Genomic DNA, 23,302 nt, shown 5'->3' with positions numbered 1-23,302 from the left:
ATGCGGAAATGCCTGTCTTATATTTTGAACTATCTTATCAATTTTTAATAACAGAAACAACTGTAAAAGTCTGAACATTTGCTCAGTCTCGAATGATTCGGACAGCTGCTCTCGATTGCCATAAGCTTAGGAATCATAGCGAAATCAGCTTGTTTGGGATAAAATAGAAGAATCGATTCTATTTCGGTTGGAGTGAACAAAATGTTAGATGAATTAAAAAATATCTGGTCGGACGGGAATGAAGAGGAGCGCCGCATTCTCGAGCTGGCTGTTGCTGCCATTCATCAAAAGCGGGAACGGAATAGCGCGTTTATCTCTGGATTTCTTGGATTAAAGGGAGAATTCATAGACGAAGAAAGACAGTCGTATCGCTTCGAATTGCCTCTGACCCCTTTCATGCACAATTCAGGGCGAGTTGTTCATGGAGGAATTCTCGCGACCTTGATCGATTCAACGATGGGCTCCTTGATCAATCGGTCCTTGCCACCCAATCAGTATGCAGTGACGACAGAGCTAAAGATCAATTATTTGCTTCCGGGAATCGGGGAGCGGCTTCGCGCAGAAGCGAGCTTTTTACACCGCGGAAACACGCTGGTCGTCATGGAGAGTAGTGTCTACGATGATCGGGATAGGCGGATCGCTCACGGTACAGGAACGTTCATTGTGCTATCCAAAAATGATCGGAAATAAAAAACCCTTGCTCCACACCAAACAGGTGAGAACGAGGGTTGACGGTGCTATTTGATGATAACAAGACCGCTGTATTCCGAAATATACGTGAGCATTTTGGTGGAAAGCGGCACGATAAACTCCATGTCTTCTTTTTCGACGATACCGGATCGCGAAACAATCCGCGCCCACTTGACGGTCAGCTTGTAGTAATCGGAACCAAACGAGGCGTGAACCGTCTCACTCTGATGCCGAAACGTGACAGGGCTAGCGTCCAGCTTCAGCGGAACCATGCTGATGATATCCTGCAAAAACAAATGGTAGGTCATGTGTGGCTTGAAAAAAACGAGCTCCTTTGTGGTGACAGAGAAGCCGTAGCTATTGTTCATTTGGGTGAATTTGAGTTCACCTTCCATATTTTTCAGCCGAATGAAGTCGGTGTTCATGTTTATCCCCCCTCCTTCGGGTGTCTTTCTATATTAGTAATGTTTCCTAGGCAAGTGCAAGTGGAAGGTTGTTCAAAAAAGTGTTTCAAAGAGAAAAAGGAGCGAAATGTCATGATCGAAATTGCTAAAGAAGCAGCAAGTGTCGCGGGAGCGTTTTTGAAGGAACGTTTTCTCGAACAGCTCGTGCCCGATGAGGAATTGCATAACGACGTGAAGCTGCCAGAGGATAAAGGCAGTGAACAGCGCATCATTGAGGTACTGCATCGCCACTTCCCGACACATACCATTTTTTCAGAAGAGGTCGGTATGGTTCCCCGCGAGGAAGAGTATCTGTGGATTATCGATCCGTTAGATGGAACGAATAACTATTTTATCGGCTATCCGTATTTCTCGATCTCGATTGCGTTGCAGCACAAGGGCGAGCTGGTGCTAGGCGTCGTCTACAATCCGGTAGCGGGTCAAATGTTTTGGGCGGAGAAAGGAAAAGGAGCCTATTTGAACGGAAAACGATTGAATGTCAATCACCGCCAAGACCTCACTCGTGCAGTCGGTACATACATCCGTGGACGTGACACGGTAACGAAGGAAGAAGAGATGGCGTTTACGGAACCGTTTGTATTCCAGACCAAGCGTCTCATGCGAAATATTGCGCCTGCACTGGACTGGTGCTTGCTGGCAAACGGATGGCTCGATTATATCGTGATGCAACGATCCAATATTATGGATGTGGCTGCCGGAATTGTCATCGCCCAGGAGGCGGGTGCAACGATTACGGACTGGTCTGGAAAACCGTATCAGCATGAGCCATTCCAGCAAGATCACACTCCTTCATTAGTGGCGAGCAACGGACCTTTGCATGAAACGATTCGCAGTATGATTCGACAGTAACGGGTACAAAAGAAGTAGGACGAATGTAGCGGTTTATGGCTCTGCTGGATTTCTTTTCATTTATTGGCAACCAAATGTTTCAACGCACGTATAAAATTGTTGCGAATGATTTGCTATTCTGTGATAGGTAAAAGAGGTGAGAAAAATGGCACGAATGGAATATCGGCTGCTGGATGAGGCGAGAGGATACCCTGTTCAGTTTTACTACGACAACGTGAACAAAGATGAGGTCTCCTTGCGTTTCGCTTGCGATTATTTGGTGAAGGGGCATGTCGTTTATGAAAAGACGTCCTGTGCAATCGAGAACGGCACTTATGTCATCTACGTCAAGCGCTCAACAGAAGAGCAGGCTGTCGATTACGCGGAGGCTGTGACTGCACGCTGGGGCAGCATCCAGATCGAAATGCGTGAATATCAAGAAAATGCAAGCGTTTATCCGCTCGTACACACGTTTTACTTCAAGGACGATGACGATGCTCTCTTGCATTTGCAAAGTGACTATTTGTACGTGAATGGACGCGAATGGGAGAAGACATCAGCCGAGGTGGATGAAGATCGGCAGGTTTATGTTTACTACGCGAAGCCAGTGTAGGAGGAAGAAAAATGGCACAAACGAAATCGAAGAAAGTAGTCGGTCTGTTCGTCGCAGCCGCACTTGCGATCAGTGGTTGTTCTTCCGGGGATGACTATGATGATGATTGCTACGATAACGACAATGACGGCTATTGTGACGATAGCAGCAGCGGTGGGGGTTCGAGCTCTACTTACAGGTCTTACAAGGGCAAATCCGGAGTATCGAGTGGGATAAGCACGAGCAGCTCCAAGGGCGGTATCGGCAGCTCGGGCTATTCCAGCTCCGGGTGAGGTGAGGGAAGTGGAAGACCATAACCGACGAGAACGAGAGGCACTGTATGGCCCGATGCGGGAAGAGGGCGTTTTTACCTGGGATTGGATGTATGGCGAGGAGTATGCGCTTTATGATATCCACCTGATCCCTTCCTCCTTTCGTGAGGAAATCAAGAAGGCAACCGAGCGGCTTGGGCAAATCTTTACCAAGGTCGTCCCGGTATTGCAGCGAGCAGAGGACTCCCTGTTGTTGGAACTAGGAGTGCCAAAGCAGGCATTGCAGGCAGTCAGGGTCGTCGTTTCCCAAACAGTGCCGACTGTGATAGGACGCTTTGATTTTGCCCAGACGACAGAAGGTTTGAAGATGCTTGAGTGCAACAGCGATACCCCTACAGGAATCGTCGAGGCTTTTTATGTGAACGGTCGTGCTTGTCGTCATTTCTTGCGTGAGGACCCGAATGAAGGGATGGAGCAGCAGTTGCGTTCAGCGTTCAGCAAGGTGATCGACGCGTATCGGGCGCAGGGCTATGACACGGATTCTGTCTGGTTTAGCTCGCTCGACTGGCATGAAGAAGACAAGGGAACGACCGTGTACTTACTGAACCAATCGGGTCTTTCTGCCCGGTTTGCCGCTTTGGAGCATTTGCGTGTTTGGCAAGATCGTCTCTATGTAAAGGAGAATGAGGAGCTACTGCCAGTTGATGTGCTGTACCGTCTGCATGCTTTGGAAAAGCTGGCGGTAGAACAGGATGAAGATGGCTACCCAACTGGTGAGCATGTGCTTTCGTTGATTGCCCGCAAAAAGCTGGCCATTATTAATCCTCCTTCTGCGTTTCTCATTCAGACGAAGGCTTTGCAGGCGCTCATCTGGAACTTGCACGAGGCGAATGAATTTTTCACTGAAGAGGAGCACGCGATCATCAAAGCTTACATGCTGCCGACTTATTTTGAAAATCGGTTTGCAGGCAGGGAGGACTACGTCACGAAGCCGATTTTTGGACGGGAAGGTGGCGGTGTCATGCTTTTTGCGTCAGATGGTACGCTGCAAGAGAAGGATCAGGAAGAGTTCTACTGGGAGCAGCCGATGATTTATCAGAAACGGGTGGAGCTTCCAGAGATAACAGTTCAGACGATGAAGGGAGCTTATGCTGGACGGCTGCTCTGGGGGTCCTTTTGGATCGGTACAGAGGCATCAGCAATTGTGGCCCGTGTCGGGGGACCGATTACAAACAACCTGTCATATTATTTGCCGGTCGGCATAGACAAGTAGCGAAAGGAGAGGACAACTTACATGTTGGGACAATTGGATTACGTAGTAAACTTTTTAGCGTATTTGGCAGTGACCATTCCGATATTGGCTGTGGGGATTTTTGTATTTACGATTACAACTCCTTACAAGGAGTTTGATCTGATCAAGCAGGGAGCACAGACTGATGATCCGAAGAAAATGGCAGCGGCAAAAGCAGCCTCGCACGATTTGGGAGGGAAAATCATCGGTTTGGCAATCGTCCTCGCTTCGGCTGTATACCACTCCGTTAACTTGTGGGATTTGGTCATCTGGGGTATTGTAGGAATGGTATTTCAAGTCATTATTTTTTATTTGTTCGAATGGGTCACACCATTTAAAGTCGTGTCTGAAATTCCGAACGGGAACGTATCCGTCGGTATTTTCGCTTCGCGGTTGAGTATTGCTGCGGGCTTGTTGATGGCTGCGCTGATCAGCTACTAAGCATGGAAAGAGGCGTTCACCTTCGAAGTCTGGTGCTCGTGTAGGTTCTCTACATTTAGCTCCTCCCGCTTCAGGTTCTCGCCTCTTTTTCGATGCAAGAACAGATCAATTTTGAACAAGCACTTATGAGCACAGGGAGGAGTCTTTTTGTTCTGGCGCGTCATGTATGAGATTTTTATCATTATGCTAGTGATTACGTATGCGATCCTGTTGTTCGCAGACTTCTCTAATCACCCTCTGCTGACTGATGAATTGATGGACAAGGTAGACAATGGACTGATCATCCTGTTGATTGCCGAGTATTTGTTCCGGCTATGGAGGGCGAAAGACAAGCGAAAATTCGTTTTTGCTAACTGGTTTGATCTGATCGCAATGATTCCATTGGACTCTTATTTGTATTTAGCCAGAATCATGCGCGTGCTTCGGCTGGTGCGCATCGTGCGTGCTTCGCCATTTTTACTGGGAATTATTCGATCAGGCCCGATGCGTCAAGTATTTGGCGTCGTCACGATCATCATGCTGTGGAGCTCGACTGCTATTTATTTGCTCGAATATGGTGTGAACGAGAATATCAAAAGCTTCTCTGATGCGTTGTGGTGGTCGATAGTGACAACCACGACAGTCGGCTACGGTGATATTTCGCCTGTGACGGCAGGTGGAAGGATCATGGCGACGATCTTGATGATAACGGGGATCGGGATGCTGGGAGCTTTGACGGCGAATTTTGCTACGCATTGGACAGAGACACATGAAAGCAAAAGCCAGAATGAGAAAGATCGTTTGACCGAAGAGATCAAAAAGCAGTCGATCGCCAATATCCAACAGATCGAAAACTTGACCGAGCGCGAGTATGAGACACTCAAAGAAAGTATGGATTTGCTGTATCGTCGAACGAGGAAAAAGAGTGAGGAATAAGGGGAGAGCTGTCAGGTAATAGGCCTGGCAGCTTTTTTCGTGTGAGTAAGAGTTCCGCGAACGCAGGATGTACACTTATTGTTTTGCTTGAGCGTAATGCTGCACGACGAATTCACGAAAAGCCTGTGCAGCAAGTGACAAGTAGTGTTTTTCATGCCACAACAAATGAGGAGTCCATTGGCAAACAGGTTCCTCAATATGAAGGAGCGTAAGCGGTGGCAATTCCTTTTTGGCGTCGACGGGGATAAAAGCAACACCAAGACCAGCTCGTACCAAGCCGCTGATGGCAGCAGGTTCGTCCCCTTCACATACGATTTTAGGGATAAAACCAGCCTCTCGACAGAAAGCATCGGTGATCTCACGGAAGCTGTACCCCGGTTTTAAACTGATGAACGGATCATGTGCTACTTCACTGAGACGGATACGCTGGCGGCCTGCGAGACGATGTGTACTCGGCACAGCCAATACAATTTCTTCCGTCAATAAGGATAGATTACAGATTCCCGGCCGATCAATTGAGGAAGAAGTGAGGCAAAAGTCGATTTCCCCTTTTTCGAGCAGTTGAACCTTCAATTCCTCTGTTGTTGCTTGGGTTATGCGAAAATTGATGTGAGGATATAAGGAAAGAAAAGGTGCTAGCAATGCAGATACCCGATTCAAGGTTGTTGTAGCCAACAAAACACTTCCACGTTCCAATCCAGCCAGGTCTGAAATTTCGCGTTTCCCGTCTTCTAATGCCCCAAGAGCAATATCTACCTTTTTGAGAAAAGCTTTTCCGAAAACATTCAGGCGGATTTGTCGCCCGACACGATCAAATAAAGGTACTCCTAATTCTTCCTCCAAACGTGCGATGGTAACACTGAGAGCGGGTTGGGCTATGCGGAGCTCCTGTGCTGCTTTTGTCATATGCTCCGTACGAGCAACTGCTTGAAAATACTTGAGTTGGAGCAATTCCATCTTACGTTTCCACCTCATATTCATATATTCAGGATTATTAATATGATAATTAAATATATATTTTTATTTATCAATGATCAACCTTACAATGAAGATACGAATCAAAACATTATAAACAATTAAGTATATAAATGGAGGAGAAAGATAGATGGACACTCAAAAATATCTAGAACGAATTCAGGCGCAGAGCCAAAGTGAGCAGAATCTCGCGTATTTGTCCCATCTTCAAAAACAGCATGTACTCAACGTTCACTTTGAGAATCTCGACATTCTTGCAAGGAAACCGCTCTCTTTGCGTGAAGAGGATCTTTATCAAAAAATTGTCCACGCAGAGAAGGGCGGCGTGTGCTACGAGTTAAACGGAATCTTTTATTTTCTGCTAAGGGAACTGGGTTTTGAGCCTTACCTGATGGCAGGAACCGTATATGTAGGAAATGGAGTCTGGGCTCTTGAAAATGCCCATATATTCAACATCGTAACGCTAGATAACAAGCCATACTTGGTGGATGTAGGCTTTGGCGGTAATTCACCACGGCTACCTGTACCACTAAGTGGTGATGAAGTTGTTGATAGTGATGGTATTTACCGCGTCTATAAGGATGAAGCCGAATCGCTCTACTACATGCAAAAGAAGACCGATGAGGAGTGGGAAACCCAATATCGTTTTGAGGAACCCTCTAACCACTGGAACTTTGAAAATATCCATCCAATCTGTATGCTAACGGAAACATCCCCTGAGTCCATGTTCAACAAAGTGTATTTCCTTTCGAGAGTGACGGAAACGGGGCGTATCACCTTGTTGGGAAACACGTTGATCATCGTCAACGGAAAAGAGAAAACAAAACAAAAGCTAGAAGAACAGGAGATTGAGGAAACCGTTCGTCGCTACTTTCACTTCTCCATTTGATGTGAGGAACCACAGCCATCCGCGAAAAGGGGTGGCTGTGGTTTTTATCATTCGAAAGATTTTGTTATTGACGAGGCAATCCATCCCAATTATAATTCCGAGTAAACATATATGAATTACAAAATAAGTTTGGATAAGGGGATTATCCGATGGCGAAAACGGCGGTTTTGGTAATTGCTCACGGTTCACCCGATCCTGACTGGTTGGCGTTGGTGGAATCAGCCGTTTGGCAGTGCCGCACTGATTTGCCAATTCGGGTAGCTTACCTGGGAGGAGTGGAAGGACGAAGCATCAGCGACGAAGTGAAACGTCTGGAAGCATCAGGAGCGACAACGATTGTCGTCGTTCCCCTATTCGCTACAGCAGGAAGTAATCATGTAGGGGAAATCCGCGCGATGCTTGGACTAGACCCATGGCCGACAGGAGAGACTGACCTGATTCGCGTTCCGGTTCAGGCAAGAATTCTCTGGTGTCCGCCATTGGAGGATCACGGAAACGTCGAGCAGATCGTAGCAGAGCGAATCGCAAGTCTATCACGCTTGCCTAGTCAGGAGGCTTTGTTGCTCGTCGGGCACGGCAGTGACTTGCCTGGATGTCATGAGCGCTGGGAAAAGCTGCTCTTGCGCCTGACATTCCGCTTGCAAAACCGCTACCAATTTGCCGCTGCCGGATATGCGACACTGAGGCCCGATACACTGTACGATCAAGCTTGTTCACTGGCACAAAAAGGGGATGTTCTCGTGCTTCCTCTGTTCGTAAGCCAGGGCTACTTCACGCGACAAGCAATCCCAAAACGGCTTGCAGGCTTGGCTTATCGCTATGAAGGCAGCGCGTACCTGCCCCATCCATTGATTGCGGACTGGATGAGCCAATCGATTCAAATGGCATTGGTAACTGACATCTTCACACAAAGGAGCATGTACGAGCATGGCAGAGAGAAAGCAGTGGAAGTGGGCTGCTGATCCATCCCTCAACAAAATGGAGTTTACGAAGCTGGAAAAAGACGGACTGGATGTCATCGAAACGATCGTAAACACCTATTCCAAAGAAGGCTTCGCATCGATTGAATCTTCTGATATGGATCGCTTTAAGTGGGCAGGCGTTTATCAGCAGCGACCAAAGGACGGCCACTTCATGATGCGCGTGCGCATACCTGGAGGCATTTTGAACAGTGAACAAGCTCGGGTGCTTGCCAAAATCGCGGAAATTTATGGACGTGATCTGGTGGATGTGACCACACGTCAGGCCGTGCAATTTCACTGGCTCACGGTAGAATCGCTCGCTGACATTTTTGATCGGCTCGCATCAGCGGGACTATCCTCTTTTGAAGCATGTGGAGACTGCCCGCGGCAAATCATGGGGAACCCACTGGCAGGTATTGATCCGCATGAAGTGCTGGATACACGTCCCATCGTAGCGGAGTTAGAAAAATTCTTCTTGCTCAATCGCGACTTCTCCAATCTGCCACGCAAGTACAAAATATCAGTTTCTGCTAATATCCATAACGCCGCGCATGCGCAAATTAACGATCTGGCTTTCACTCCGGCTAAAAAAGTCATAGCTGGCGAGGAAGTAATCGGCTTTCATGTATGGGTAGGTGGCGGCTTGTCAGCGAAGCCATACTTGGCGAAGCAACTGGATGTTTTCGTGCGACCAGAAGAGGTGGTCAAAGTAGCGGCAGGAGTTACGACTTTGTTCCGCGATTTCGGCTACCGTCAAAAACGTACGCATGCACGTCTTAAGTTCTTGGTCGCTGACTGGGGACCGGAAAAGTTCACGGAGCAATTACTGGAGCTGGTGGGCGAGCTTGAGCCGGGTGGTATCGATTTAACCTCGGGCTGGAATGGCGGATATTTTTACGGCATTCACGAGCAGCGCCAAGCAGGACAATACTACGCAGGCTTGTCTGTTCCCGTTGGGCGGATGAATGCAGGGGAGCTAAATGAACTTGCACGTCTGGCAGACGAATATGGCGATGGGACGATTGGCACCTGTAACACGCAAAATGTCCTGATTCGCAACATTCCCGAGGCGAAGATCGTAGCTTTCCGCGATGAGCCGATGATTGTGAACCGTTTCAAATGGCAGCCCAATACGTTTGTCGGGTATTCCGTATCATGCACGGGTACGGAATATTGCAATCTGGCTATCGTGGAGACCAAGGAGCGGATGCGTTCGCTGGCTCAATATTTGGATGATACAGTCGTTCTCGAAACACCGCTTCGCATTCATATGATTGGTTGCCCGAATTCTTGTGGTCAGCGTCAAATTGCGGATATCGGCCTGCAAGGCGCATTGGTCAAGACATCGAACGGGATGGTAGAGGCGTTTGACATCTACGTTGGCGGGACACTGGAGGAGCCGCAATTCAACCGCAAGCTCAACGCGCGGATTACTGTGGACAGACTCGGTCCGTTCCTTGCGCAATTGATCACGCTGTACAAGGCGGATCGTCAGGTAGGCGAACCATACTGGCGCTACGTGGAGCGGGTAGGACTTTCCCATATCCAAGCACAGGTTGACGCCATTCTGCAACCAGCGTAATGCTCGTGCGGGTATAGCCAGGTCAGGGGGGACATGTCATGGGAGAGGAACAAGCAGAGAGCTACCTTTACAAGCTGGAAGCTGTGCTAGAGGAAGGGCGGTTACTGACAGTTGTGGTGATCGCAAAAACGGATGAGCGTGCCTTCTCTTCAGCCGAGAACAATCTCTTGCGACATACGATAGCGCCACCTCGTATCAAGGAGCTGAGCCTGGTGGAAAAGAAGCCGCTCGGACGCCAAGGAGTCGGGTACGTAGTGGAAACCTCTACATTTGCTTAAAACGTTCAAGACTCTTCCTGTGAAGGAACAAAGCAGCAAGGAGGACGGATTTGGAATGAACACAGGCAGAGTCGTCTTTGTCGGAGCAGGGCCTGGTGACCCCAAGCTACTGACGATTCGCGGCATGGAGTCACTTCGCCTTGCGGATGTGATTGTGTACGATCGCCTGGCAAGCCCGCAGCTTCTCTCGTACGCAAAAAAGGGAGCCACCCTCATCTATTGCGGGAAAGAGGCCGATCATCATACATTGCCGCAAGAAGAGATCAACCTCCTGCTCATCCGGGAAGCTCAAAAGGGGAAATGCGTCGTTCGACTGAAAGGCGGGGACCCGAGCATGTTCGGGCGGGTAGGAGAGGAAGCGCAGATGTGCCGCGACCATTCTATTCCGTTTGAGATCGTCCCAGGGATTACTTCCGGGATGGCGGCTCCGCTCTATGCGGGTATTCCGCTGACGCATCGTGACTACAATTCTTCCGTTGCTTTTGTCACCGGTCACTTGTGTGAAAAAAATGCGGGAAAGGAGCCGGACTGGGCAGCCCTCGCCTCGATGGAAACATTGGTCATCTACATGGGTGTGAAAAATCTGCCTCGTATCAGGGAGCGCCTTCTTGCGCATGGAAAAGACGCTCATACGCCCGTTGCTCTCGTGCGCTGGGGGACGGTGTGTAAACAGGAGACGTTGATCGGCAAGCTTGGGACGATAGATAAGGAAGTCGAGCAGGCTCGTTTTACCGCACCCGCTATCATTATCGTAGGTGAGGTCGTACGTCTGCGGGAATCGCTGAACTGGTACGAATCGCGCCCCTTGTTCGGTCAACGAGTAGCCGTTGCAAGAAGAGCAAGCGAGGAAGGAAATAGCGAGCTCGTGATTGCCTTGGAGCAGTTGGGAGCCGAAGTCATGCCGATTCCTTTGATCGAACGCTGCACGTTTGACACACCATTGGCAGAGCTTGCTACTTATCGTTGGCTCGTCTTCGAGAATGAGCAGCAAGTATCCTTTTTTACTTCTGCCTTGCGACAACAGCGTTTTGATGTACGGCGCTTGACGAGTAAGCTGGCTGTTTGTGGACAACGGGCTTTTGAGGCTTTTGAGAAACGGGGGATATATCCGGACTTGGTGCTGGATGAAAACACACCTCTGCTGGCATTCCCCGAGCTGCTTGCCTTGGAAAAAGAAGAGAAGGTGCTTTACGCAGGGGTAAGGAAGCCGCAAAGAATCACGCTGGACCACGGCAAGGTGATTCAAGTGATCCAAGCGGGCACGCTCGAATGGGAGCAGAAGCACCTCGGTTCGAAAAAGGAAGAATTGTCATTTGACTGGCTAGCGACGGATGACGCCCATACGCTCTTTGCGCTGGCGCAATTCGCTGGCGATGCCTGGTCAACGACACCGATCGTATGTGTCGGAAAGGAAGCAGCAGATACGGCGAGAGAAATGGGCTGGCAATCTGTGAGCAGCCATGCAGGTAACGTGATCCATACAAATGAGCTCATGGCGTGGCGCGAGCATGCCAAGCATGGGTAGACTCTTGTCTTGTCGACGACTGCTTCGCAGGAAGGATCTTACGCTGAATGATCAAGGAGGGGGCACATGAGCCAACTGAATTATGCGTCAGCTACAGAGGAACAACTCGCTTCCATCAATAATAGTCTCACAAAGGGCGACACCATAGATGTAATCAAATGGGCCTATAAAACGTTTTCAGATGACTTGATTTATTCGTGTAGCTTTGGGGCTGAGGCCATGGTGCTGCTCGATATGATCAGCGATGTGAAAAAGGATGCCAAGGTCACTTTTTTGGATACCAATCTCCACTTTTCCGAGACGTATAGCTTGATTGAGCAGGTGAGAGGGAGGTATCCCGCGCTGCGGATAACGGTCAAGCAGCCGGACATCACGTTGGCACAGCAGGCAGACCTCCATGGCGATGAATTGTGGAGCAGGCAGCCGGATATGTGCTGCCATATCCGCAAAGTACAGCCGATGGAAAGTGTGCTGACCGGAGCGGTTGCCTGGATGTCAGGACTACGCAGAGAGCAGTCGGCCACGAGAGCGGATGTCGAGTTTGTTAATCGCGATGAAAAATTCCAGTCGCTAAAAATTTGCCCGCTCATTCATTGGAAGTCGGAGGAAGTATGGCAGTACATTCGGACATTTGAATTGCCGTACAACCCCCTTCACGACCAGAGCTATCCGAGCATCGGCTGCGCTCCTTGTACTCGTCCTGTAAAAGAGGGCGAGGATTCGAGAGCAGGGCGCTGGGCACAAGCGGGGAAAACGGAATGTGGCCTGCATCTCGCAAGGTAACGAAAAAGAGAAGAACAAACCAAGGATAGGAGGGGCTTTTGTATGAGTGGGAAACCTCACGGGGGAGAGCTGGTAAACCGATTTGATCCACAGGCAGACCTGTCGGTGACTACGCATGAGGTAGAGATAGATGCATTTGCACTCGCAGATTTGGAGTTAATCGGGATTGGGGGCTACAGTCCGCTTGAGGGGTTTTTGAATCGGGCGGATTATATTTCTGTCGTAGAGCAGATGCGACTGGCAGATGGTACCGTTTGGAGCATTCCGATCACGCTTCCGGTCTCGACCACGGTCGCAGGAGCCTTGCAGATCGGAGACAAGGTACGGTTGAGCCATCAAGGTACGGTTTATGGCATTCTTGCGATCACTGATATTTATTCACCTGACAAGGAGCGGGAAGCTCGGCTCGTCTATGGCACTGACGATATGAATCATCCCGGGGTGAAAAAGCTGCTGGAGCGTCCCGCCGTTTATTTGGCTGGCCCAATTACGTTGGTAAAGCGCACCGAAAAAGGTCGCTTTGCTAGCTATCACTTCGATCCGGCACAAACGAGAGAACGATTTGCCGAGAAGGGCTGGAAAACGATTGTCGGCTTTCAGACACGCAACCCAGTCCACCGCGCGCATGAATACATCCAGAAGTCAGCTCTCGAAATCGTCGACGGTCTCTTTTTGAATCCTCTCGTGGGCGAAACGAAGGCAGATGATGTCCCTGCTGATGTGCGGATGAACAGTTATCAGGTATTGCTGGAAAAATACTATCCGGCTACCCGGGTAGAGTTGGCTGTGTTCCCGGCCGCCATGCGTTATGCAGGACCGCGAGAAGCGATTTTTCACGCATTGGTAAGGAAGAATTACGGCTGCACTCATTTCATTGTAGGCCGGGACCACGCAGGTGTTGGCAACTACTACGGGACTTACGATGCCCAGCATATTTTTCGCCAGTTCCAGCCAGAGGAGCTAGGGATTACGCCGTTATTTTTTGAGAACAGCTTTTATTGCAAGAGCTGCGAAAACATGGCTTCTACCAAAACGTGCCCGCATGATAGTGAGCACCATGTCGCGCTGTCCGGGACAAAGGTGAGGGAAATGCTGGCGCGCGGGGAGGCTCCGCCACCTCAATTTAGTCGTCCTGAAGTCGCGCAGGTACTGATCGAAGGGCTGCGACCGGTGTCCGTATAATCGGCTAGAAAAATGCGGTTGTAAGAGAGGAGAGAGACGATGAGTAGAGAGGGCACCGCGAATATCGTATGGCATCCGACGACGGTAACCAAAGAAGACCGTCAGAAGCGTGCAGGCCACAAGAGCTGTGTCTTATGGTTTACGGGGCTGTCAGGTGCTGGAAAATCGACGTTGGCCAATGCAGTCGAACACGAACTGCATCAAAGAGGGCTAGCCAGTTACGTACTGGATGGTGACAATATACGTCACGGCTTAAACCGCGGATTGGGGTTTGGGGCTGAGGACAGACAAGAAAATATTCGCCGAATTGGCGAGGTCGCGAAGCTATTCGTAGATGCAGGTGTGATTACCTTGACGGCGTTTATCTCTCCTTATCGGGAGGACCGGGAGCTTGCGCGTAATCTCGTAGAAGCGGGAGAATTCATCGAGGTATATGTAAAATGTTCATTGGATGAGTGTGAGCGCCGGGATGTGAAGGGATTGTACCAAAAAGCGAGAAGCGGAGAGATTGGTCAGTTTACGGGGATTTCGGCACCGTATGAAGAGCCTCTTCAAGCAGAACTGGTCATTGAGAGCGACAAGCAGACGATTGAAGAATCTGTCCAGATTGTCCTTACATACCTGGAGGAGCACCAGATTCTCTAGTTTTATGGATAGGTAAAAAAAGCACGACGCGAGTGGCGCCGTGCTTTTTTCGTGAGGAAAAATATTACTTCGTAGTGGTCGCTGCTTCTTCAGCTTCCAAATCCTCAGTCAATTCTTCCATCCATTTTTGTTGATCAACCATGCTCTCAGCGATTGGACGAACAAAGCCTTTGTCGCTAAAGCTGTTGATTGCTTTTTCATCTTTCACCAGTTGTTCTACTGTCAGACCAGCATCTTTTGCTGGTGCATTGAACTTGGTTGCTTTTCCGAAGTTGTATGCATATTGATCAGCAGCCAGACCAATTGTTACAGCTTGCTTCATTTCAGGAGCTTGGAAAGTTACGCTCAGATCGCTTGTTTGTTTCACAGGCATTTTGTTGCTGTCGATGTAGAAGTCGAGGTTCCAAGCAAGCTTGTGGAAGCCTTCTTTTTTCATTTCTTCTACGATTTTTTCAGGTGTGTATTCCTTACCTGTTTCTTCCAACCATTTTTTCGCTTCAGCCATGCCTTCGTTTACCATTGCTTCTGCATTTGCGCGCTTCTCAGCTTCTGTAGTTTTCTTGCCCAGTTCTGGGTACAGATCTTCTGTCATGGAAGTGGTCAGTACCATCATATCGATCGCAAAATCTTTTACTTCTTTGCTAGCTACTGCATCGTTAGCTGTGAAGAAGAACATTTTCACCAATTCTTTTGCGTCGATTTTTACAGTTACGTGAGTCGCTTCTACTTTTTCGCCGTTCGGCAATGTAACGGATTGTTTGCCATGGTTTTTCGCGTCTGCCAATGTATAGCCGTATTTACTTACATACTTTTTAACAAAGTTGAAAGTAAGGTCGTTCATTTTGTCTTGGTAGTCTTTCAGCTTTGCAGCGTTAGCAGCATCGGAGTCAACCCCAGCCATGAAAGGATTGGATGCGTTCGAATCGATTACCAGGTATTTGCTGTCCAGTGGAGACTTCACGTAGACTTTGTCTTCGTCCACGATCGTTTCAACAGATGCTTTTTTGTCACCTGTCCAGAGCTTGTTGTCGCGCAGGAGCTTGTCGTCTTTTACTTCTACTTCAAACTTCACAGTGTCCAGATCCAGTTGGGAGCCTTTTACTGTTACGCCTGCTTTCAAAGCGGACAACAACGCCTGTCCTTCTTTGTCGGCCGGTTCTCCGAAAGCTTCAGGCAATTTTTCAATGTCGCCTGTCAGCTTCAAGGAGCCTTCAAAATCATAGTTTGGCTTGTCAATTGTCGCTACGATAGAATCCCGCACCAGGGATGCCTCGCCTGCACAACCGGTCAGCAGTACTGTACCTGCTACCAGAAGGGCGCTACCTTTTTTCCACATGATGTGTTCCTCCCCTATGTATATTATTTTTTATTCCCCCTTTGTTCTACGCGCAAATAAAGAAAAGGTTTCGCAAAAACGGAAAAAAATCACAATCCAGCTAATTCTGCCCCCTTTTCGTGGTAAGATGAAGGGGAAAAGATGGTTAGTGAAGAAAGGGCGTTGCAACATGTGGTCGTGGCTTCAAAAGCTGATGAACTTTTTTCAGGGAGAAAGAGAAGAAGAAATAGAGGAAGAAGGACGTCCAGCAGGTACCAGTAACCCAACAGGTAATCCCGCTCCCCGTCAGCCTCAGGCGAAAACAAAAAGTATATACCCAAAAGAACGGGTAAACAATCGAGATATAGAAGACAATGTGCGTCAAAGAAGAGACCGTCAATTTCGTTTTCCAGTTGTCCCGGATGACTATTTGGAGAAGAAGCGTAATCAAAGCGTAACTCCTGCCGAATCGAATGAACGCAGTCGCCAGCAGGCACCTCGTGAGCGATTCGAGCCCAAGCGTGAAACGGTGCGGCCAGCAAATGAACGCGTGCTGGAAACAAAGACAGAGCCTGTTTTCGAGAAAAAGAAACCTGAACTTGTCAAAAACAACATCGAGATACCGCAGCGTCCAAACCGTATGCCGCAACAAAAAGAAGCGGAAAAAGTAACGAGACCCGTTTTTTCTCCAGAAGAAAAGCGTGTTTACCAGCCGTCTGAAATTGTTTCCCCTGTTTATGGGAAGATAACTCCGGCGACGCGCGAGGCAGAGCATCGGATTCATACGACTGCGGGAATCATTTATCCGCGTCTGGAGCAAGAAGAACATTTGCAGCAAATGAAGCAGTGGGAACAAGAAATGAGCGAGCGGTATTTTCCAGAGGAGCAAGAGACTGCTACTGTTGAGCAAAATGAACCGCAGCATGTTGTTGTTGAAGATGAATCTGTACATAACGAAAGAGAAGAGACTGCTTCGGATTCTGCTGTGGCAGAAGCACTAGATTCAGAACAAGAGGTTGTTGCTTCCGTACAAGTGGAAGAGACGGTAGCAGAAGAGCATGAGGAAGAACAGGCACAAACTGAAGAGATAGAACTTGGAGAACCAATGGCGAGCGTGAATGTCGAAGAAGAGGTATCGGAGTCTATTGGGCAACCAGAATCGACAGACGACACTCTACCGATGGAAGAGCGGCTAGCCCATGAGGAAGCCGAGCATAGATTGATCACTACAAGCAGTGCGGTTGTGCAGGTGGAGAGCGAGAATGATGGCGATAACATACAGTCTCCTTCTGTTGGGGAGGAGAACCAAGCAGTCGAAACGGAGCTAGAGGGCGATGGCGTCGAAGAGCCTGCCTATGCATCTGCAATTAGCCGTTTGCTAGAGAGAGCAGAAGTTGATTCACCACAAGAGCTCAGTTCAGCAGGATTGGTTTACGAAGAGACGCCAGAGCAACCAGAGCAATCAGAACCAACTGAGCATGAGTCCATTGCTCAACCAGTAGTGGAACCGATTGTAGAACCAGTTGTGGAATCTGTTGAAGAAACCGTAGTAGAAACCGTCCCAGAAACCGTACATGTCCCTGTCTCGGCTTCATCCGCTGCACAGTCCGTGAACATGTCTCAGGCATCGATTACTAGGCAGCCTGCTGTTCAGGTAAAAGCCCCGTCCAATGAAGCTGACCAAGGAGCAGAGTCCGCACAGCCGCCATACGCCTTGCCGGATTTGGGACTGCTGAATCCGAGCCCGCCGGTCAGCGATGACGACGATGAGCATACCCAAATTCAAAAGCTGTTATTGGAAGAGACGCTTGCGAATTTCAATGTCAGCGCTCAGGTAGTAGGGATCGTCAAAGGCCCATCCGTGACACGCTTTGAATTGCAACCGGCTCCTGGGGTAAAAGTGAACAAGATTACGGGATTGATTGACGATATCAAGCTGAATTTGGCTGCAAAAGACATCCGCATCGAGGCACCGATTCCAGGGCGCAATGCCATCGGAATCGAAGTCCCGAATATGTCCAGCCAGCCTGTATTAATCGAAAAAATTATCAGCTCAGACAAGTTTCAGGAGCATTCATCCCCGTTGGCGGTCGCACTTGGTATGGACATTGGGGGAGAGCCGATTATTGCGGATATTAAAAAGATGCCGCACGGTTTGATTGCCGGCTCGACAGGCTCGGGTAAAAGTGTCTGCATCAACTCTATCATTGTTAGTCTGCTTTACAAGGCGACTCCTGAGCAGGTGCGATTGCTCTTGATCGATCCGAAAATGGTAGAGCTCGCCCCTTACAATCATCTGCCGCATCTGGTTACGCCTGTCGTGACGGAGGCCAAACAGGCAACGGCTTCTCTCAAGTGGGCCGTGGAAGAAATGGAGAAGCGCTATGCGCTATTCGTAGATGCGGGTGTTCGTGACATCGACCGTTACAATCAGACGACAGATGATCAGCTACCTTATATCGTGATCATCATTGATGAGTTGGCGGACCTGATGATGGTCTCGCCGCAGGATGTGGAGGATTGCATTATCCGGATTGCTCAGAAGGCACGTGCTTGTGGTATTCATTTGCTTCTGGCGACACAGCGCCCATCCGTGGATGTCATTACTGGAAACATCAAGGCAAACGTACCGACTCGTCTTGCTTTCGCCGTGTTCTCCCAAGTTGACTCGCGTACGATTCTCGATCAGTCTGGGGCAGAACGACTGTTGGGTAGAGGGGACATGCTATTCCTTGAGAGCGGCACGACTCCGGTTCGTCTGCAAGGGAACTTCGTTTCGGATGACGAGATTGAGCGAATCACGCACATGATTAAAAAGCAAAGAAAGCCTGCCTACATTTTCAGCAAAGAAGATTTGGAGCAGCAGGTTGCATCGTTTGACAGCGGAGATGATCCGTTGTATCTGGAAGCGCTGGTGTTCGTGGCTGATCAGGGACAAGCTTCTGCATCTGGATTGCAACGCCGTTTCCGCGTTGGATATAACCGTGCTGCCCGTCTCATCGAAATGATGGAGGCAGATGGGTACGTCGCAGGACAAAGCGGCGGTAAGGCTCGCGCCGTCCTTATTTCCAAGGAGGACGCACAAGCCGTAGTGGAGGGGTCGACACTCCTGTAAAAAACGAGGGTCTTGCATGGAGCAAGGCCCTTTCTACACGGATGAGTTGCCTAAATATTCAGTAAGGTAGTATGCTATAGAAATAGATGTGAGAGGGAAAGGACCGATGACGATGAATCCGCTAGCGAAAAAGTATCAGGAAATTGACGACAAGATTGTCTTGTTCAATGAAGAGTATTATTTGAGCGTGGAAAAAATCGACATTGCCGCAATGACGCTGGAAAAAAGGGAGGCGCTCTTTAACCAACTGTACGATTTCGACAGTTCGGACATGGAACTGGAGATCGATGTCTCCGAGGAAGAAAAGGGCGTTTGGTACCTGCAATTGCTCGTACCGCATGTATTGACACTGCCTGAGGCTGCCAAAAGACGCATCGAAAATGGAACCAATCAACTCACCCAGCATTTGAGTGAACAGGCAGATGAGCTTGTGAGAACACAATTGCTCGGGGAAGAAATTTATACCTATGTGAAACGGTACAATCCGGATTTGGAGCGTATTGCCTAATAACAAACATCCATCTATCCCACAACGAGGGGCAAGATGGATGTTTTTCATTACCCTAAGCTTTTGGCCGTTTTGGTCGCTAGCCAGGTGCAGGCAGTCTTATTTGTCGTAGTAGCAATCCATTCGCACGGTTGATTGTTTACAGGAGTGATCAAGCGTAGAGTATCGCCTTTGAGACCGCCATATTTGACGGAGGCGCTGGGGGCTGTTGCGACATACACTACACGTTCGTTGATGGAAACAGTTGGGATATAGGAAGAGTTTTCGGATTTGTAGCCGCTAGTGAGGGAAACAGGAACAGGGAGGTTTTTCATGGAGAGGGTTATTTTATCCGAAGTCTTGTGATAAAACATTTTTCCAGTTACCTGGCTGAAGTCGCCTCCATCCACGGTGACTACCAATGGGTACGTTCCGGTGCCGTAGAGCATGATCGCGTGATCAGAACCGGAATAACGGTTGTTTATGAGGGAGACATTTCCGCAGCGGTTCAACGAAATGTTTTGGATTAGCCGAGGGTCAAACGAACAGTTTCTCACGGTAATTTGTCTCTCGGCGAGCACATCCCATGGCTCCAAGCTCAAGGCGTAGCCGCCGATGGAAGTCGCTGTATCATTGGCCTCGAAGCTACAGCCATCAAATACAAGACCTACATCCGAGTAATCCACGGTCAGACCGGTACCAACCGTCTTTGTACCTCCTTGTGCGGTCGTATGCAATACCCAGCGACAGTTGCTGAAAGTCATGTTTTTCATAAAGTTCACCCGATTTTTCTGATCAGGTGCCGTATAAAAAACCGAGGAGCTGATACAGCCTGTCATGCCAGTAAGACTGAAGCTGGCGAGCGAAACCAGATTACTACCTTGCACGACCATCGGGGAGGACAAATCTCCTTCCAAGTCGAGCTGTTGACGGCAAGAGATATTGCTCAGGTTTACGAACATGGGTGTGGCTCCGTCGTACCCTTCATTGAGCTCGACCTCAAAACGATCACAAGCTACATTCGTTGCATTCAGCCGCTCTAGGCCACCCGTCACCGTAATGTCTGAGCGTGTACGCTTGCGGTTGTCGCTGTAAAAATCGGTAACTTGCACAGTGCGGACATAGCAGTTCGTTTCCCCGGCAAAGTAAAAATGGTCGGCGACTCCATCCGTACACCATACTTGTCGTAACGCTACGTAATTGATATAGCTGTTAGGACCGGCACCACGAATGTAGAAGTCGGCGCTATGCTCGTAATCGTAAGGATCGGGAGGCAGCGGGTTTGCTCGGGCATTGGAATCAATCTTTAGGTTGTTGACCACAAAGGAATCCGCATCACCACCCGTGGACGTAATCGAGAACAGCCAGCGCCAATCTGCTGCTGTTGAATTGGCTTTCCTTTTTAACACGGAAAAAGGACCGATTCCCTGCATCACTAGGCTTTTTCCTGTTCCTAGGATGACCTCCAGATTGTTTGGTTCAATGACATAGGTGCCAGCAGGGAAAAATAATGGAATTTGCAGGTTCAGAGCAGCAGTCAAGCCAGCCTGGATTGCTTGGGTATCGTCGGTCACTCCATCCCCCTTTGCTCCGTACGTTTTTACATCAATCCACATAAAAGCATTCTCCTCCAAAAAATGGGTAGACAAGATTGTCTTCTTTTCATTTCATTCAACCATTTCTCAAATGTTGACAACCATTTAGTAAAAAGGGCATGGACTACGCAAAAATGTGTTCCATAAACTTTGGGCAACCACTGGCATATTTGTCCTAGAACCTCCGTATGAATAAGCAAAGAGGTGGATAGTATGTCGGTTTTGGTGACAGGATCAGCTGGTTTTATCGGTTTTCATGTTGCACGACGGCTTTTGGAACAAGGACAGACGGTGTGGGGGGTAGATAATTGCAATGAGTATTACGACCCGGTCTTGAAGAGCAAACGACTGGAAATCCTCCAAGCGTATCCAACCTTTCGTTTTATCAAAGCGGATATTGCAGATCAGGGCAAAATGGACGAGTTGTTCCGAGAAATGGAGCCGGAGATTGTCATTCACTTGGCCGCTCAAGCGGGTGTCAGGTACAGTCTGGAAAATCCTCATGCCTATACGACTTCCAATATCACCGGGTTTCTGCACATTTTGGAAGGATGCCGACGGTCGAGAGTCAAGCATTTGCTCTACGCATCCTCAAGCTCCGTCTACGGAGGGAATACAAAGCTACCATTTGCGGAGTACGATCCCGTAGATGAGCCGGTCAGCTTGTACGCAGCAACGAAAAAAGCCAATGAACTGATGGCCTATACCTATAGTCATTTATACGGCTTGCCTGCGACGGGACTTCGCTTCTTTACGGTATATGGGCCTTGGGGCCGACCTGATATGGCGCTCTATACGTTTACCAAGGCGATTTTGTCGGGAGAGCCTGTCCGCATTTTCAACTACGGCAACATGACAAGGGACTTTACGTATGTGGACGATATCGTCGAAGGGATGCTGCGACTGATGAACCGAAATCCCCAAAGGGAGGGGGATAAGGCGCCGCATGAGGTCTTCAACATCGGGAATCACCAGCCGATCGATTTGCTTACGTTTCTCTCGATTCTGGAAGAGAAGTTGGGGAAAAAGGCTATTCGCGACTATTTGCCTATCCAGCCTGGGGATGTTCCTGCCACCTATGCGTCCGTGGAAGCTCTGTATGAGGCGACAGGCTTTCGACCGAAAACACCAGTCGATGTGGGGATATCTCGCTTTGTAGACTGGTACGTCAGCTATTATGGTGTCGCGCATGCGTAAAAAAGTGGGAGTAGTAGGTCTTGGGTATGTAGGACTTCCTGTCGCGATTGCTTTTGGCCAAGTGCTTCCTGTGGTGGGTTTTGACATAGACGGAAGACGCATACGCAGTCTGGAGAGCGGAATGGACGAAACGGGAGAGATGTCTACAGATGAGCTGATTCGAGCTAATATCACGTATACTGATGACCCCGCAAGTCTCGCAGCGTGTGACTTTATCATCATAACAGTACCCACTCCTGTCGATTCTGCGAAACGGCCCGATATGCGGGCACTCATTCTCGCTTCTGAAAGCGTTGGGCAACATCTCGCTTCAGGAACCATCGTCGTCTATGAATCGACAGTCTATCCAGGGGCAACAGAAGAGATTTGTATTCCTGTATTGGAACAAGCGTCTGGAAAGCTGGCGGGAATTGATTTTTTCGTCGGCTACTCACCTGAACGAATTAATCCGGGGGATCAGGAACGGAGATTGTCCCAGATCGTCAAGGTCGTTTCAGGGCAGGATCGCCAGACGTGTGAAACGATTGCCGAGATGTACGGGTTGATTGTAGAGGCAGGTATTCACAAAGCGCCCTCGATTCAGGTGGCTGAGGCAGCCAAGGTGATTGAGAATACGCAACGCGACATCAATATCGCCTTGATCAATGAGCTCTCGATTATTTTTGACCGCTTGGGCATTTCTACGGCAGATGTGCTCCAAGCCGCTCGGACCAAATGGAACTTCCTTCCGTTCTCTCCAGGACTCGTCGGTGGTCATTGCATTGGCGTCGATCCGTACTATTTGACATACAAGGCGGAGAGTGTTGGTTATCATCCGCAGGTCATACTGGCTGGACGACGGATCAATGACGGTATGGGCAAGTTCGTCGCGACCTCACTCGTGAAGCAAATGATCTGGCAAAATATTGCGATTCAAGGCTCGCGAATTACGATCATGGGCATCACCTTTAAAGAAAACGTGTCGGACATTCGCAATAGTCGGGTCATCGACATTATTCAGGAACTGAAGGAGTTCGGGGTAGAGGTCCAAGTGACAGATGAATTGGCTTGTCCAGAGCGAACGAGAGAGGAATACGGGATTCAATTGCGAGAGTGGGAAGACCTGCAGCCTGCCCACGGAATCGTATTGGCCGTCCCTCATGAGCGATATCTGCACCTGGGATGGGAGGAGCTTGCAGGGCTCTTGTATCAGGGGCAGGGTGTCATCGCAGACGTGAAAAGCGTACTAGACCGCGAAACATGCCCAGCAGAAATTAGCCTGTGGCGTTTATGATGACCA

General features: G+C 49.1%; 23 protein-coding genes. 19 read left to right on the top strand and 4 right to left on the bottom strand.

What is annotated here, in order from left to right:
- Positions 1-201 precede the first annotated feature (201 nt).
- The gene (locus tag ASG16_RS17150; RefSeq protein ID WP_056489564.1) at positions 202-690 is read left to right on the top strand and encodes a PaaI family thioesterase; all 489 of its coding nucleotides are present in this window, start codon (positions 202-204) and stop codon (positions 688-690) included.
- Positions 691-737: 47 nt separating this feature from the next.
- Here the strand turns inward: ASG16_RS17150 and ASG16_RS17145 are convergent, their stop codons facing one another.
- Entirely contained in the window at positions 738-1,115 is a 378-nt protein-coding gene (locus tag ASG16_RS17145) for a hypothetical protein (RefSeq protein ID WP_048034094.1), read from the bottom strand.
- Positions 1,116-1,226: 111 nt separating this feature from the next.
- On the opposite strand from ASG16_RS17145, the gene ASG16_RS17140 reads away from it, so the two are divergent.
- The 6 genes from ASG16_RS17140 to ASG16_RS17115 all read left to right on the top strand — a co-directional run bounded on the left by ASG16_RS17140 (position 1,227) and on the right by ASG16_RS17115 (position 5,493).
- Positions 1,227-2,003 (top strand): inositol monophosphatase family protein, encoded by a 777-nt coding sequence (locus ASG16_RS17140; RefSeq protein WP_056489562.1) that lies wholly within the window; start codon positions 1,227-1,229, stop codon positions 2,001-2,003.
- 145 nt (positions 2,004-2,148) lie between these two features.
- On the top strand, positions 2,149-2,595 hold the full coding sequence (locus tag ASG16_RS17135; protein WP_048034092.1) for a hypothetical protein: 447 nt from the start codon (positions 2,149-2,151) through the stop codon (positions 2,593-2,595).
- A gap of 11 nt (positions 2,596-2,606) precedes the next feature.
- Positions 2,607-2,867 (top strand): hypothetical protein, encoded by a 261-nt coding sequence (locus ASG16_RS17130; RefSeq protein ID WP_056489560.1) that lies wholly within the window; start codon positions 2,607-2,609, stop codon positions 2,865-2,867.
- Between the two features lie 10 nt (positions 2,868-2,877).
- Entirely contained in the window at positions 2,878-4,119 is a 1,242-nt protein-coding gene (locus ASG16_RS17125; RefSeq protein WP_056489558.1) for a glutathionylspermidine synthase family protein, read from the top strand.
- A 21-nt stretch (positions 4,120-4,140) separates the two neighbouring features.
- Positions 4,141-4,578: a DUF350 domain-containing protein gene (locus ASG16_RS17120; RefSeq protein WP_056489556.1), complete on the top strand. Its 438-nt coding sequence runs from the start codon at positions 4,141-4,143 to the stop codon at positions 4,576-4,578.
- A gap of 147 nt (positions 4,579-4,725) precedes the next feature.
- Entirely contained in the window at positions 4,726-5,493 is a 768-nt protein-coding gene (locus tag ASG16_RS17115) for a potassium channel family protein (RefSeq protein WP_056489553.1), read from the top strand.
- A 75-nt stretch (positions 5,494-5,568) separates the two neighbouring features.
- Here ASG16_RS17115 and ASG16_RS17110 read toward each other — a convergent pair whose 3' ends face one another.
- Entirely contained in the window at positions 5,569-6,450 is an 882-nt protein-coding gene (locus ASG16_RS17110; RefSeq protein ID WP_056489551.1) for a LysR family transcriptional regulator, read from the bottom strand.
- Between the two features lie 148 nt (positions 6,451-6,598).
- On the opposite strand from ASG16_RS17110, the gene ASG16_RS17105 reads away from it, so the two are divergent.
- The 8 genes from ASG16_RS17105 (at position 6,599) to cysC (ending at position 14,314) form a co-directional block, all read left to right on the top strand.
- A complete protein-coding gene (locus ASG16_RS17105) occupies positions 6,599-7,357 on the top strand; it encodes an arylamine N-acetyltransferase family protein (RefSeq protein ID WP_056489549.1) in 759 nt (252 codons plus the stop codon).
- 149 nt (positions 7,358-7,506) lie between these two features.
- The gene (locus ASG16_RS17100) at positions 7,507-8,319 is read left to right on the top strand and encodes a sirohydrochlorin chelatase (protein ID WP_056489547.1); all 813 of its coding nucleotides are present in this window, start codon (positions 7,507-7,509) and stop codon (positions 8,317-8,319) included.
- On the top strand, positions 8,285-9,901 hold the full coding sequence (locus ASG16_RS17095) for a nitrite/sulfite reductase (protein ID WP_056489546.1): 1,617 nt from the start codon (positions 8,285-8,287) through the stop codon (positions 9,899-9,901). The genes ASG16_RS17100 and ASG16_RS17095 overlap by 35 nt, the downstream gene beginning before the upstream one ends.
- Before the next feature lie 38 nt (positions 9,902-9,939).
- Positions 9,940-10,179, top strand: a complete 240-nt coding sequence (locus ASG16_RS17090) for a DUF3906 family protein (RefSeq protein WP_056489543.1) — start codon at positions 9,940-9,942, stop codon at positions 10,177-10,179.
- Positions 10,180-10,234: 55 nt separating this feature from the next.
- Entirely contained in the window at positions 10,235-11,704 is a 1,470-nt protein-coding gene (cobA, locus tag ASG16_RS17085; protein WP_056489541.1) for a uroporphyrinogen-III C-methyltransferase, read from the top strand.
- A 66-nt stretch (positions 11,705-11,770) separates the two neighbouring features.
- Entirely contained in the window at positions 11,771-12,487 is a 717-nt protein-coding gene (locus ASG16_RS17080) for a phosphoadenylyl-sulfate reductase (protein WP_056489539.1), read from the top strand.
- Between the two features lie 42 nt (positions 12,488-12,529).
- Positions 12,530-13,669, top strand: coding sequence for a sulfate adenylyltransferase (gene sat, locus ASG16_RS17075; RefSeq protein ID WP_056489537.1), 1,140 nt, complete (start codon positions 12,530-12,532; stop codon positions 13,667-13,669).
- A gap of 39 nt (positions 13,670-13,708) precedes the next feature.
- Positions 13,709-14,314, top strand: a complete 606-nt coding sequence (cysC, locus tag ASG16_RS17070) for an adenylyl-sulfate kinase (RefSeq protein ID WP_056489535.1) — start codon at positions 13,709-13,711, stop codon at positions 14,312-14,314.
- Between the two features lie 64 nt (positions 14,315-14,378).
- On the opposite strand, the gene ASG16_RS17065 is transcribed toward cysC, so the two are convergent.
- Positions 14,379-15,650 (bottom strand): hypothetical protein, encoded by a 1,272-nt coding sequence (locus ASG16_RS17065; protein WP_056489533.1) that lies wholly within the window; start codon positions 15,648-15,650, stop codon positions 14,379-14,381.
- A gap of 169 nt (positions 15,651-15,819) precedes the next feature.
- Between ASG16_RS17065 and ASG16_RS17060 the strand changes: the two genes are divergently transcribed.
- Positions 15,820-18,744, top strand: a complete 2,925-nt coding sequence (locus ASG16_RS17060) for a DNA translocase FtsK (protein WP_056489861.1) — start codon at positions 15,820-15,822, stop codon at positions 18,742-18,744.
- Between the two features lie 112 nt (positions 18,745-18,856).
- Positions 18,857-19,252, top strand: a complete 396-nt coding sequence (locus ASG16_RS17055; protein WP_056489858.1) for a hypothetical protein — start codon at positions 18,857-18,859, stop codon at positions 19,250-19,252.
- Positions 19,253-19,302: 50 nt separating this feature from the next.
- Here ASG16_RS17055 and ASG16_RS17050 read toward each other — a convergent pair whose 3' ends face one another.
- Positions 19,303-20,847: a glycosyl hydrolase family 28-related protein gene (locus ASG16_RS17050; RefSeq protein ID WP_056489531.1), complete on the bottom strand. Its 1,545-nt coding sequence runs from the start codon at positions 20,845-20,847 to the stop codon at positions 19,303-19,305.
- Between the two features lie 192 nt (positions 20,848-21,039).
- Here ASG16_RS17050 and ASG16_RS17045 point away from each other — a divergent pair, with 192 nt between their 5' ends.
- Both ASG16_RS17045 and ASG16_RS17040 read left to right on the top strand, forming a co-directional pair.
- On the top strand, positions 21,040-22,023 hold the full coding sequence (locus ASG16_RS17045) for an NAD-dependent epimerase (protein WP_056489529.1): 984 nt from the start codon (positions 21,040-21,042) through the stop codon (positions 22,021-22,023).
- On the top strand, positions 22,016-23,296 hold the full coding sequence (locus ASG16_RS17040; RefSeq protein ID WP_241970774.1) for a nucleotide sugar dehydrogenase: 1,281 nt from the start codon (positions 22,016-22,018) through the stop codon (positions 23,294-23,296). Before ASG16_RS17045 ends, ASG16_RS17040 begins: the two co-directional genes overlap by 8 nt.
- Positions 23,297-23,302: the final 6 nt, after the last annotated feature.

It is taken from the genome of Brevibacillus sp. Leaf182 (genome assembly GCF_001423865.2).
Taxonomy (GTDB): Bacteria; Bacillota; Bacilli; order Brevibacillales; family Brevibacillaceae; genus Brevibacillus; species Brevibacillus brevis_C.
This window is presented reverse-complemented; position numbering and strand designations above follow the sequence as displayed.